Origin of the sequence: Vibrio jasicida CAIM 1864 = LMG 25398 (assembly GCF_000400365.1) — a bacterium.
Classification (GTDB): Bacteria; Pseudomonadota; Gammaproteobacteria; order Enterobacterales; family Vibrionaceae; genus Vibrio; species Vibrio jasicida.
This window is the reverse complement of the sequence record NZ_BAOG01000036.1, coordinates 91559-104460: the sequence shown is the minus strand read 5'-3', so window position 1 is coordinate 104460 and position 12902 is coordinate 91559. Positions and strand designations below refer to the sequence as shown.

Annotated in this window: 13 protein-coding genes; 5 read left to right on the top strand and 8 right to left on the bottom strand. The window is 44.7% G+C overall.

The window, feature by feature from the left end; translation table 11 throughout:
* Nucleotides 1-416 precede the first annotated feature (416 nt).
* The gene (locus VJL_RS10475; RefSeq protein WP_038877737.1) at nt 417-1766 is read left to right on the top strand and encodes an alpha-amylase family protein; all 1350 of its coding nucleotides are present in this window, start codon (nt 417-419) and stop codon (nt 1764-1766) included.
* 65 nt (nt 1767-1831) lie between these two features.
* On the opposite strand, the gene VJL_RS10470 is transcribed toward VJL_RS10475, so the two are convergent.
* Nucleotides 1832-2821: a zinc-binding dehydrogenase gene (locus VJL_RS10470; RefSeq protein ID WP_038877736.1), complete on the bottom strand. Its 990-nt coding sequence runs from the start codon at nt 2819-2821 to the stop codon at nt 1832-1834.
* Nucleotides 2822-3082: 261 nt separating this feature from the next.
* Nucleotides 3083-4198 (bottom strand): linear amide C-N hydrolase, encoded by a 1116-nt coding sequence (locus VJL_RS10465; RefSeq protein ID WP_038877733.1) that lies wholly within the window; start codon nt 4196-4198, stop codon nt 3083-3085.
* A gap of 85 nt (nt 4199-4283) precedes the next feature.
* Between VJL_RS10465 and VJL_RS10460 the strand changes: the two genes are divergently transcribed.
* Nucleotides 4284-5177, top strand: a complete 894-nt coding sequence (locus VJL_RS10460; RefSeq protein WP_038877731.1) for a LysR family transcriptional regulator — start codon at nt 4284-4286, stop codon at nt 5175-5177.
* 34 nt (nt 5178-5211) lie between these two features.
* Here VJL_RS10460 and VJL_RS10455 read toward each other — a convergent pair whose 3' ends face one another.
* The 3 genes from VJL_RS10455 to VJL_RS10445 form a co-directional block, all read right to left on the bottom strand.
* On the bottom strand, nt 5212-5655 hold the full coding sequence (locus tag VJL_RS10455) for a GNAT family N-acetyltransferase (protein ID WP_038877730.1): 444 nt from the start codon (nt 5653-5655) through the stop codon (nt 5212-5214).
* Between the two features lie 175 nt (nt 5656-5830).
* Nucleotides 5831-6391 (bottom strand): RNA polymerase sigma factor SigZ, encoded by a 561-nt coding sequence (gene sigZ / locus VJL_RS10450; protein ID WP_038877727.1) that lies wholly within the window; start codon nt 6389-6391, stop codon nt 5831-5833.
* Nucleotides 6378-6671 (bottom strand): ArsR/SmtB family transcription factor, encoded by a 294-nt coding sequence (locus VJL_RS10445; RefSeq protein WP_005433559.1) that lies wholly within the window; start codon nt 6669-6671, stop codon nt 6378-6380. Before VJL_RS10445 ends, sigZ begins: the two co-directional genes overlap by 14 nt.
* 251 nt (nt 6672-6922) lie before the next feature.
* Between VJL_RS10445 and VJL_RS10440 the strand changes: the two genes are divergently transcribed.
* The gene (locus VJL_RS10440; protein ID WP_038877725.1) at nt 6923-8059 is read left to right on the top strand and encodes a permease; all 1137 of its coding nucleotides are present in this window, start codon (nt 6923-6925) and stop codon (nt 8057-8059) included.
* 76 nt (nt 8060-8135) lie between these two features.
* Here VJL_RS10440 and VJL_RS10435 read toward each other — a convergent pair whose 3' ends face one another.
* Nucleotides 8136-8507 carry a YybH family protein gene (locus VJL_RS10435; RefSeq protein ID WP_038877723.1) on the bottom strand — a complete coding sequence of 124 codons (372 nt, stop codon included), beginning with the start codon at nt 8505-8507 and terminating at the stop codon, nt 8136-8138.
* A gap of 117 nt (nt 8508-8624) precedes the next feature.
* On the opposite strand from VJL_RS10435, the gene VJL_RS10430 reads away from it, so the two are divergent.
* On the top strand, nt 8625-9491 hold the full coding sequence (locus tag VJL_RS10430) for a LysR family transcriptional regulator (protein WP_038877722.1): 867 nt from the start codon (nt 8625-8627) through the stop codon (nt 9489-9491).
* 152 nt (nt 9492-9643) lie between these two features.
* A complete protein-coding gene (locus VJL_RS10425; protein ID WP_038877721.1) occupies nt 9644-9937 on the top strand; it encodes a hypothetical protein in 294 nt (97 codons plus the stop codon).
* 51 nt (nt 9938-9988) lie between these two features.
* Here VJL_RS10425 and VJL_RS10420 read toward each other — a convergent pair whose 3' ends face one another.
* Together VJL_RS10420 and VJL_RS10415 are read right to left on the bottom strand one after the other, a co-directional pair.
* The gene (locus VJL_RS10420) at nt 9989-11947 is read right to left on the bottom strand and encodes a monovalent cation:proton antiporter-2 (CPA2) family protein (protein ID WP_038877719.1); all 1959 of its coding nucleotides are present in this window, start codon (nt 11945-11947) and stop codon (nt 9989-9991) included.
* Entirely contained in the window at nt 11944-12561 is a 618-nt protein-coding gene (locus VJL_RS10415; RefSeq protein WP_009704823.1) for an NAD(P)H-dependent oxidoreductase, read from the bottom strand. The genes VJL_RS10420 and VJL_RS10415 overlap by 4 nt, the downstream gene beginning before the upstream one ends.
* Nucleotides 12562-12902 lie beyond the last annotated feature (341 nt).

The window sequence follows — 12902 nt, the reverse complement described above, 5'->3', positions numbered from 1 at the left end:
AGTCTTCCTCTCCTTTCCTATCAATTTATAAACCGCACCAACTGTGACGTGAGCAGCAGTTTCGCTTTCTTAAATATTTGTTACATATCGAATTGTTGCCCCATATTCACATTCTTACTGAGAAAAGGCGTAATAGTGAGAGTAGGCGCGTTCAGAATGGTTTATCTGCAAAATGCTTATAAAACAGGTGTTTAAATCGGTATCCTTGCGATCTTTGTTTTGGCTTCGGCGTTTGAATACTTTTAAACGGACGTTTAAACCTTAACTGGGGATGAGCTACGCCTTGTTTTTCCACCTAGCAGAAACGCAAAAGGGGTGAGGGAGGTTCGCTAATAGTTCTTATAATTTTGGCTATTGGATTCGCTCACGAAGAATACGAGTAACAATGGGTGAGCGAACGCGACGAGGAGAGAAACATGAGTGGCTTACAGGAAACACAATCAACAGGTGCAAATGTTATCTTGCACGCTTTTGATTGGAAGTATGCTGACATTGCCCAACGCGCGGCGGAGATCAGCGAGCTAGGTTATGGCTCGGTATTGGTTTCTCCACCGATGAAAAGCGCACAAGACGAACGCTGGTGGCAGCGTTACCAACCTCAAGATTATCGTGTTATCGACAATGCGCTCGGTAATACCACAGATTTTAAATACATGGTTGAAGCACTCGACCGTGTAGGTGTATTGGTTTACGCCGATGTCGTCTTTAATCACATGGCGAACGAAGCTCATTTACGCTCGGATTTACAGTATCCGCGCCAAGCCGTGATGGACGATTACCAGCAAAATGCAAGCAAGTATCAAAATCTGACTCTATTCGGTGACTTGTCAGAGCCGCTGTTTGATGAGAATGACTTCGTTGAAGCTTTTGGCATTAAAGATTGGAAAGACAAGTGGGAAGTTCAAAATGGTCGAATCTCGGGCGGTCCAACCGATCCTGGGTTGCCGACTTTACGTGTGTGCAAGCATGTTGTTGAGCAGCAACGTATTTACCTGAAAGCGCTTAAGGCTTTAGGCGTGAAAGGTTTCCGTATTGATGCCGCAAAGCACATGACGCTAGAACACCTAAAGTTGGTTTGGACCGAAGACATTACTCAAGACGTTCATATCTTTGGTGAAATCATCACAGATGGTGGCGCGACAGAAGAAGAATATGAGCTGTTCCTAGAACCGTATTTGAAAGAAACACGGTTAGGTGCATACGATTTTCCGTTGTTCTCAACCATCTTTAAGGCGTTCTCGAAGAAGGGCAGTTTTAAGTCTTTGATCGACCCGTACTGTTTTGGTCAGGCTTTATCTAACCGTCGAGCTATTACTTTCGCGATTACTCATGATATTCCAAACAATGATGTGTTCTTAGATTTGGTCATGGATGAAGAGAACGAATGGCTAGCGTATGCCTACATTCTGGGACGCGATGGCGGTGTTCCGCTGATTTACACGGATTTGGATACCAGTGGTATCAAGGGTGTGGATGGCAAACCAAGATGGCAGAATGCGTGGAAAGACGTACGTATGGCAAAGATGGTGGCATTCCATAATCTTGTTCATGGCGAGCCAATGACGGTACTAGAAGGTAACGACGATATGTTGGTACTTCAGCGCGGCGAAAAGGGCATCTTGGTACTCAACAAATCTGCGCGAGCGCAATCACTGCAACTGACAGTGAACAAGGTTCTGGTTGATATGATGACCGGAGAAGAAGTGCCTAGCGGTGAAGAGATTAAAGTGGCGGCGAAATCAGCAATGCTGCTTGTAGAAAAGTAATACCCCTTAGAAGCGCAAACAGCTTTGGAGTTTGCGCTTCTTTTTCCTTATTTGTCGCTTGGGATTTAGTCGACGAGTTTAGCGACGATCTTTCCGACCGTTCGTTGCTGACGAATAGACACTAGAGCTTGAGCGACGTCTTTTAATGCGACGACTTCCAATTTAGGCACCATGACTTCACCACGTTCTAGCATGTGGGAGAATTCCACCCCAGCGTTAACGATAGAAGCAAAACCTTTTTCACCGTGAACATGACCAGAGCCTAAGCTCAGTTGGTGGAAGGTGAGCCCTTGCAAAAAGGCTCCTGGGTATTCGGTTGCACGCGTTGTTCTTACTAGCTCTACCATTTCACCTTCAAAACCAAGCACAGAAGCACACAGAATGTCGTTGTCGCCACCAACGCAGTCCAATGATACCTCTACGCCAAAGCCTTCAGTGATAGCCATGATTTGTTCACGTACATCCTCTTGTTTGTAGTCAATGACGTGTGTTGCACCTAACGAACGTACAAACTCGTGGTTTGCCGCAGAGCTTGTAGTGATGATGGTTTCTACACCGAAGAAGCGAGTGAGCTGAATGGCAAAACTACCCACGCCACCAGAACCACCAGCAATAAAAATGCTCTTACGTGTAGAAATGTTCAGTTTATCAATGAGCGCTCGATAAGCCGTCCAGCCCGCACAAGGTGAAGCGGCTGCGACTTCTGGAGCGACATCAGGGTGCGCAACTAACGTACGTGAGTCTTGAATTGCGTATTCGGCAAAACCACCGCTCATTCGACGCATGTTGCCATGATAGAGAACGCGATCACCTACCTGCCAACCCGATACCTTGTCACCGATGGCAACGATTTCCCCCGAAACATCGAGGCCACCGACGAAAGTATCGTCCATGCCATCGACCATCTCGTGCCAAAGATTCACTTTCGCATCGACAGGGTTGAGCCCAACGGCATGAACTTTTACTAACACATCTAACCCACTCGCAAGCGCTGGAGTGTCGATGTCGGTATAGGTAAAGGTATCTTGATCTTTTTGGTAAGTGATCGCTTTCATTCTTTTCCTCTAAGGGCATAAAGCACCGAGTTATATGGCTTAATAACGTTAGAATAGTTGGAAATCTTCATTTTGTTCCACGTATATTAGCCTTAAGGCAATGCTTTCAAAAATTATCATTTGTTCTCATATTCATAAACTTATGTAATCCAAATTGAGTTATTATCTTATTTATGTGCTGTGAGTATAAAAAAAGCGCCGAGTAAGTCGGCGCCTTTGGTAGATGTTTGTCCAAACACCTTTCAAGTTCTGCTGTTTAAGCTATTTCACTAAGTGTTGACCCATGACGCCATCGCCTTTTTCTAAGCGAGATGAAATGTCACCAAACAGATCCGGTAAATCGGCTTTGATGGTGTAGTTATGTCCGTCATTCAACTTGTTAAAGTCCACTGAGTACTGCGTGTAACTGTCGTCATACTGGTAACGCACGTTCATCACTTTTTGGTCTAGGTTGTACACCAAACCATAGATGGTTGCATAGCCACGCATTTCGCCATTTACTGGGCGGTTTGCCGCATCCAATGGGATTTTGTAGGTCACACTGTCGAGTTTCGCAATGCCATTGGTGTAGCTGCTAGGCTCTTTAAGCTGGTCCTTCATGTAGCTGTTCCAGATAAAGCGTTGAGCAGAATTAATGTTACCCGGGATCGGGAACTCACCATTCACATCACTCTTCGCTTTGGGTTGCGTTTCTTGCCAGTTTTTCAAGTGTTGCGCGTACTCTGGGCTGTTAGTCATCACGTCATATTGTTTGCCATGATGCACTTGCCAAGCGCCGTCGATGTATTCCAATACAGCAGAGTCACCACTTGCGTCTTCTAATGAATAATGCCCCTTCATTTCGATGCCATTGTGGCTGAACTGTTGGATTTGGATTGAATCTAGATTCTTCAATGCTTCATCAACGGATGCAAAGCTATCAATCAAATAGGCGACAAAGCGCGAGTTTTCGATTTGTTGTTTGCCAGCTTGTGGTGCGCCTGGGTTTTCTTCATCCAAGAACAGGGCATTCGCCGCAAAGCCTTTCTCGTTAAAGCCATCAATAGTGCCCACGCCGTAAATACTTACACCGATAGAAGCGTATTTCGATGTCCACGTAAGCGCATCGTCTTTATCGTAGCCACGGTATGTTTGGCCTGCGTGACGAACATCAATGGTTGGTTGATTGGCTTCCATCCAATCCATAGTACGAGAGACAAATACACCGTGGTCTTGAGTCTCCCAAACCAAACGTGAACACGCATTTGCTGCAGTAGAGATGCTGCCAACTGCCATTGCGACTGATGCTGCTAGAAGTACTTTTTTGCTAAAACCTTTCATTGAATTGCCCTCGTAACGTTTCAATACGAGGTCATTATTACGTTTAATATTCACCATGTAATCTCAGTTATGTTGCAGATTTTGCAACAAGACAGTTTAGATTGAGCTAAGATAAACAGGTTTATTGTTTGAGGACCTTCCAATGCCCAGAGCCAGTTTTGACCAACTTACTGCATTTGTCGCTGTCGCAGAGCATGGATCATTTAGCCAAGCCGCAAGGGTAATCGGGAAAGACAGAGCGACGCTGCATCACCAAGTCAGCGATCTCGAAATTGATTGGGATGTGACCTTGTTTGAACGTAAAGGAAGAACACCAGTCTTGACGGAAGTAGGAACGACGTTACTTACCCAAGCCAAGCATATTCTTTACCAAATGCAGTCTTTAGAGCTTTCTTGCGACAGCTACTCTCAAGGGGATGTTCCGGAGATAACGATTTGTCACGACATGTCGGTACCGTGTGATGCCATCGCGGACATCGATCTGTCTTTGCGTAAGCAATACAAGAGTACAGCGATTCATTGGTTACATCGCAGCCGAGATGAAGCGTTAGAAATGCTTATGGCGAAACAAGCGGATTTTGCGGTGGTACTTAACAGCGGCAAAGCGTTCCCAACCGAAGGGATGTCTTTTATTAACTTGGGCTATCCAAGGTTTACCTTCTATGCGCATCAGAAAAGCCCAATAGCGCAGAAACCCGTGGTGACTCTGCAGGATCTTGCGTCACATCATCAATACATTGCAGAGAATTTCAGCACCAGTGCACTTGGTAATCAACAGGTGATGTCACCAAACATTTCTCGAATCAGTAACATCGATGTGTTGATGCGATTATTGAAAAATGATGGCTTTGCCTTGCTTCCTCATCATTTAGTGCAAGCTCATGATGAGAAAGGCGAGTTTGTCCCGTTAAACATCGATTTTATGGCAAACGAAGGTCGTGCTGGCTATGTGCTACTAAAGCGAGGCAATACGTTAAGCCCCGTACATCAAAAGCTGGTGGCGTTGGTGACCGAATGGTTTGATAAACAGGTGTAAAAGCCAGAATTCTCCATTTTGGATTCGTACTGGATTAAGAAAGCACTAATCGTAGTGAGATGTCACCATCATCGAGTACGCCATTCTCTTGAAATCCGAAAGCACGATATAGCTGGCCTGCCTGCTGATTGGAGGGTTTATGCATCGTGAGTAAGGTTTTCCCGCCAAGTTGTTTCACTTCTTCAACGAGCAAACTAAGTACTTGCTTTCCATAGCCTTTGTTCTGGTGATCTTTGTCGATCATAAAGCGGAACAGCCAGTAAATGGAGTAATCAAGCGGCTCGTCTTCATGGCAAAACGCAAGCAAACCGATCACCGTCTCTTGCTCATAAATCACTTTCAATCGGTAGTCGGTTTCAAAGCGTGACTGAGCAATCGTAATCGCGTTGGCGGCAAGGTTTTCTTCTTGTTCTGGGTGAAGATTGAGACGAATACAATCTAGATAGTTTTCTTTGGTGAGTTCTCTTAATGAGATCATAAAAATGAGTTTCCTTCTTCCTTAAAGCAGAAAAAGTAAAGCTTACTATTCAGCAAGATAGCAAATGAGAGAGCGGATGAAGAGATAAAGCTGTGATTGAGTTCATGGATAGGCGACTCAATAACGAGCCGCCAAGCTATCGGTGTTCATTGTGAGGTGGGAATTCAGCGAGGGATTAACATCTATCGCAAGAAGTACCGTTTTGGTTGCAATCTGTCATACGACCTTGTTTGTCGAACGAGAAACTACAACATTCTTCAAATAGCTTTTTCAATTCGACACGTCCTCTCTGTACGCGCGATTTGAGGGTTGAGTAGCTGATACCTTGCTCTTCGGCCAACTTCTTCTGGCTCATGCCTTCAAGCTCAATAGAAGAGAGCAGTTGCGATTGCTCATCTGGTAATGCTTGCACAAACGGCGCAATGCACTTTGACAGTTCTTGTTTCAGGTTTGATTCTTGCTCTTCAAACCAAAGATCGTTAGCAACGAGGTCATTATCACGCTGATTTCGAGCACGTTTACGGTAGAAATCGATGATGGCGTTATTAGCGATTTGGAAGAGCCAAGATTTGACGCTAGATACATCACGAATATCCGCAAGGTTTTGATAAGTCTTAAGTAAGATCTCTTGTTTTAAGTCGTCTACATCATCTTCATTGCTGACTTTAGAGCGCAAGAACGCATGAATAGCGTGTTCGTATTCGCTCCAAATTGATTCGAGGTTAGCAGTTTTCATTGATGCAACACTCGTCACGCAAGAAACCAATAACCGTATCTAAGCATTCATACTCGGCAACACAATATAAAGTACGACCTTCACGACGCTGACTGATTAAGCCGGCTGAGGCTAGGCTCGAAATGTGATGAGAAAGGGTAGAGGCTGGAATACCAAGTTTATCTTGTACGCCACCAACCGCGATTCCTTCATAGCCTGCTTTGACCACCTCTTTATAGATACATAAACGGGTAGGGTGTCCTAGCTCTTTGAGCGCTTTTGCTACAGCTTCGAGTTCCATACTGACCTCTTGGAATGACAGACGATAAATACATTTCGATGATAGTGAAAGTGTGGGTGAATAGCAAACAAGAAAAATCCCTTAGTTAATTAATTGATTATTAAGACTTTAAATTATATTTCGATATTTATCGAAATATAATGGTTGACGCATCGATTTTTAATTCTATAATTCGAGAAAAGTAGAAATGAAGAGTTCAGCTTCATTAGGAAATTTACAGTTACTGATGTGACATCAGTAGGAGAATCAATATGAATCCAGAAATCATGACCATGGCTAAGGAAGCGCTTGATATGTTTGCGTTTCTAGCAACCGAACTTATCATCCTATTCCTAGCGATTAGCTACATCGTGGGTGTGTTGCAAGATTTTCTAACGCCAGAAAAAATCCAATCTATCCTGAGCTCGAAAAAGGGTAAAGGTTACTTCATTGCTGCGCTATTAGGTTCGATTACGCCTTTCTGTTCGTGTTCGACCATTCCTTTCTTGAAAGGTCTATTGCGTGCAAGAGCAGGTTTTGGACCTATGATGGTGTTCCTATTTGCAAGTCCACTGCTTAACCCTGTAATCATTGGTTTGTTTGTAGTGACCTTTGGTTGGAAGGTAGCGGTATTCTACTTTGCTATCGCGATGACGGTGTCTGTGGTTGCAGGCTATGTTCTTGAAAAGCTGGGCTTTGAACGTTACGTAAAACCAGAAGCGTACGAAGCAGCAGGCACCTCTTCATGTGGTACATCTTGCGGTGATTCAAGCAAGAAAAAAGAACAAGCGAAACCTGCATCAAGCTGTGGTACCAGCGCTTGTGGTGAACCTGCACCAGTTGCAGCAAAAACATCATGCTGCAGTGAGCCAGAGCCTGTGGTAGCGAAAACATCTTGTTGTGGTGATAGCGCGCCAAAAGCAGAGCCTAAAGTGGAAGTGTCTTGCTGCTCATCAGGCGGTAGTGCAACAGCGACCATCGTGGAAGAAAAAGAGCCTAGCCGCTGGGTACGTATTTGGCATTCAACTTGGAAAGACTTTAAACAAGTATTCCCTTACCTAATGATGGGTATTGCGATTGGTTCATTTATCTACGGTTTCATCCCAACGGATCTTATCGCGGAGTACGCAGGTGAAGCGAAGTGGTACGCGATTCCAGTAGCAGCAATTATTGGTATTCCACTGTACATCCGTGCAGAGGCAGTTATTCCACTAAGTGCGGCACTAGTACAAAAAGGTATGGCTCTGGGTTCAGTAATGGCACTTATCATTGGTAGCGCAGGCGCAAGTCTTACAGAAGTGATTTTGTTGAAATCAATCTTTAAGAACCAAATGATTGCAGCCTTCCTATTCGTTATCTTAACGATGGCAATGGGCGCAGGTTACCTATACACCTTCATCTTTGCTTAATGTAATTAAGTAAACTGAAAAACAAAAATCCCCAAGTTTCGGCTTGGGGATTTTTTTATTCTGAAAGACTTAAAGCTTATCGTTCACCAAGCACTTCAAACTCATCGTACGTTAGGCGAGACAAACCATCTTCTTGAATTTCCCATAACTCTTTGTGCACGACACCAAACGCCTTGTTCATCGTCCAATCTGAAGAAAGAATGTAGCCATTTTCGTTGTCTTGCTCCCACTTAGTGTTGGTGTAGTCCACGCTGTTAAAACCTTGGTCCATGATGTTTTGCCAGAATGCTTGGATTGCTTCGCGCCCTTCAAAAGTGCCAAATGGCTTAGCTACCATAATGCAGTCTTCTGCGTATTGTGCTGCACAGCCCGCAGCGTCTTGATTGTTGAAAGCGATTTGCCATGCTGAGATGCCTGCTTGAGCGCGTTCTAAAACTGATTGAGTCATCCTGAATATCCTGTGATTGGTGTTTGTTTATGGAGTAATCATAGGGTTAGAATTGAGATAGAAAAACAAAGTAATAAGAATTGAATGTTCTGTAAAAAAGAACAATAAGGAAGGGCGATGAATAAACTGCGTTTGATGTCTCTGTTCGTTCATATTGTCGAGTGTGGTTCAATCTCCAAAGCTGCCGATAAGTTAGAGCTTTCTAAGTCAGTGTTGAGCTCTGCTTTGAAGCAACTAGAGCAAGAGCTGGATACTTGTTTACTCAAACGTACGACCAGAAAGCAAACTCTGACCTCGACGGGCGAGCGCTTTTACGAGCAGTGCGCCCAAATGACAAAACAAGCAGAGGCCGCGTGGTTAGAAGCCACAGAGTTAAAGCAAGTGCCAACGGGAAGGCTTACCGTCACAGCGCCACATGCACTAATGCGCTCGATAGTGTTGCCAGCTTTAACGAGTGCTTTTGCTGATTACTCTGATGTGCAGTTGAATTTGATCAGTGATGATAAGCATGTGGATATTGTTCAGCAGGATATCGATCTTGCCATACGAGTAGGGGCTTCTGGCGATTCAAACATTAAGCAGCGCAAAGTAGGGCAGTTTTGTGACGTCTTGTGTCGTGCGAAAGGAGCGCATACTGATTTTGAAAGTGCGCCTTATATTGCTCAACATTGGCAGCTTGAACCTGTGGTCCATGTGTTTGCCTCCAAGGAGCCGGAACATCAAATTCAATATCCAGTGAAGCACCGAGCGAATACTGTCTTTGATGTGGCCAGTCTGTTAGAAATGGAGCTAGGTGTTGGGATTTTGCCTGATTTTATGTTGGAGTCGAACTCGCTTCTTGAACCTGTACCTGGTGCGAAAGCGTCAAAGGTGAATCCAATTTATGTATTGCATCCCTACCAAGCTCATGTGCCGATGGCAGTGACAATAGCAATAAAGGCGATTGAATCGCGCATTAACGAAGTCATTTTATGTAAAAACTGACGGTTAGCGGGGCGAACACTCAGAGTCGGTTTGGAATTAAAATTGATGAATTTTTATTCAGGATCAATCTTCATTATTATTTCACCCCACGTTCAAAATGCCTCGTCTACACTATTTGATGAGTTGTCAGTTGGCAGACCAAGGAGGCAGCCATGATTGCAGTTCATCGAGAGTATTGCTTATCGAATAGCCCAGATTTACACGCCCATGTTGAAGTCAATCCCGTCGGTAAATTGGAAGTTGAAATTGTCGAGCTTCAAGAACGCCACACCACCGAGTTTGATGATCTTTCTTTTGAAAGTAGTGGCGCTCAAACGCGTATTTGCGGTAAAGAAGACACCGTTCCATGGCAGTTCAACCTAGCCAAGACCGACGCATTAGAACTGTCGCATTTAGTGGATGAAGCGAATGAAGAGTATGAGACATTGATGAGTGATCTCATGTAGCTCTGCTTTTTCACCGGCAATAAAAAACCTCCCAGTGGGAGGTTTTCGCGTTTATTGAGCGTCTTCTTTTGGTGGATGCAGCTCTTGGACGTTTTCTTCGCTGAAGTCGTCGGCATAGCCTTTTGGTGGCGGTGTCCAACCACGTTCAGAACGGGAGAGCTTGTCGTGACGATCTTTTTGCATCTCTTCTGCCATTTTTTCTTCAAGATGAATAAATAGTTGACGGAAGTTGTTGTCGTAACGTTCACCCTCTGAGTCATCGACCCACGCTTCATAAAGCATGTTGGATTTGCGATCTTCAACGCGGCGATAAGTCGATTTTTGTTGCTCAGTGAAGAACGGATGAATACCAATGGCTTTCATTGCGTGACCACCAATCTCCAATGCAGAATGGTAAGTTTCTGATTCGATGATATCTGCGCCTGCTTGGCGTAGTAGGTAGCCATGCCCACGGTCAAATGCACGCGCAATCACTGTCACGTTTGGATAGGTGTGTTTTACGTACTTGACCAACTCAACGCTCGATTCTTGATTATCTATCGCGACGACAAGTGCAGAGGCATGCTCAATACCTGCCGTGTGTAGCATGTCTGGTCGAGTCGCATCACCAAAGTAAGCGCGTGTTCCGATTTGGCGCATGTTATCAATCTGGCTTGCTTGGTGGTCGAGTACAACCGTTTCCACGCCATTAGATACCAACAAGCGGTTTACGATCTGACCAAAGCGACCAATACCTGCAATGATGACAGTGCCTTGTTCTTCAATGGTGTCACTTTCGCGCTCATTCGATTCACTTTCAAAGCGAGGAAGAATCACCTTATCAAATAGAATGAACAGACCCGGCGTTAGGAACATAGAGATCGCAACAACCAATGCCAGCGTTTGTGAAAGCTCGAATGGGATTACATGGTTTTGTACCGAGAAGCTCAATAGCACAAAGCCGAATTCACCCGCTTGCGCCAAGCTCAAAGTAAACAACCAACGGTTACTGCCTTTGATACGGAAGATGAACGCAAGTGCGAATAGAATCGCTGCTTTCAGAATCATCACGCCTAGCGTTAGACCGATGATCAAACCAAAGTCGCTGAACAGCACTGAGAAGTCGATGCCAGCACCTACCGTGATAAAGAACAAGCCAAGTAGCAAGCCTTTAAACGGTTCAATGTTTGATTCCAACTCATGGCGGAACTCACTGTTCGCCAGTACTACACCTGCTAAGAACGTACCCAGAGCCGGAGACAGACCCACTAGGCTCATCAAAGCTGCAATGCCTATCACCAGCATCAACGCAGTTGCAGTAAAGATTTCACGTAGGCCAGAGCTTGCTACGTAGCGGAACAGTGGACGACTGAGGAAATGCCCGCCAACAACGACGATAGCAATAGAAGCCGTAATCACTAGACCGTAAGCCCAGCCAGGAAGTCCAGCAACTAGGCTAAGTTCTTCATGATGTTCTGCAGCTGCTTGCGCTGCCGATTGTGCTTGTTCTACCAACTCTGGCAATGCCAACAGCGGAATAAACGCCAACATTGGAATTACGGCGATATCTTGGAAAAGCAACACCGAGAACGCGTTCTGACCACCTTCTGTTTTGGTCAGTCCTTTCTCGCTAAAGGTTTGCAGAACAATCGCCGTAGAAGAAAGCGCGAAGATCAAACCGATCGCTAATGCTATGGTCCAAGATTGGCCAAAGTACAGGGCAATCGCCATGATCAGTGCGGCAGTACCACCAACTTGTAAGCCACCTAAGCCCATTAAGCGGTTACGCATTGCCCACAGCATCTTAGGCTCAAGTTCCAAACCAACGAGGAACAACATCATAACCACACCAAATTCAGCAAAGTGTTGAATTGTTGTGGTTTCTTCACCTACGAGGCCGATAATAGGACCAATGACCACACCCGCAATCAAGTAACCTAATACCGAGCCTAAGCCTAGACGTTTTGCTAAAGGAACAGCGACGACAGCGGCAATAAGGTAAACAAAGGCTTGTAAGAATATCCCTGTCATGATGCTTCCTTAATCAGTTGTGGTAATGCACTGTTGAGTTTGATGAGCGATGCCGCTGCTTCAAGATCAAGTGTGTCATTGACGAGCGCATTGAGTAGCGTTTTGTAGCGTTCGACATGCTGTGGAATTCGGTCTTCTTCTTGGGCGGTACGGGAGCCAAACAACGCAAGTGGAGCGATGTAGTTCATCCCGGTCAATGCCGACATTTGCTCGATAGGAGCTAATAGCTCACGGATGGTGAAGTGGTTGTAGCCTTCAGCTTTATAGGCCTCTTCTTTACCACCTGCGGATAAGACACAAAGCATGGTTTTGCCATGCAGCTCTGTACCTTCTGAGCCATAAGCAAATCCGTATTCTAAAACCAGATCTTGCCACTCTTTTAGAATGGCTGGTGTGGAGTACCAGTACAGCGGAAACTGAAAAATCACCACATCGTGGTCGCGTAAACGCTGTTGTTCTCGGTCAATATTGATATTGAAGTGTGGGTACTCGGCGTAGAGATCGACACAAGTGACACCTTCAATTGTATTAGCTGCTTTAAAAAGGGGAGCATTCACCTCTGAGCGATGCTGGGAAGGATGCGCAAAGAGAATCAATACTTTTTTATTTATCATAGGAATCCTTGCTATGCGTCTAAACCATTTTTGGTATAAGAATGAAAGACTTTGATTGTTGTAAGAAACTGTAACCCATAAACCTTATCCTATCTACTTTAGTGATTGAACATTGGAAAGTTAAAATCACTTTCAATGAGATATGAAAAATAACCATAGGTATCGTCTTTTACTTGGTTAAATAAAAAACCAAGTTTTACCCACGATAGATGAGCAAATTAGCCTGCTTAAGTAGATGTTCTCCACTAAAAATATCGGTAGTTGATACCTTCTTTAATGTACTAGGTTTTTTACTCTACTTATTGAGAATAAACGTATAAAAACGAGGGCAAAGCAAGTGT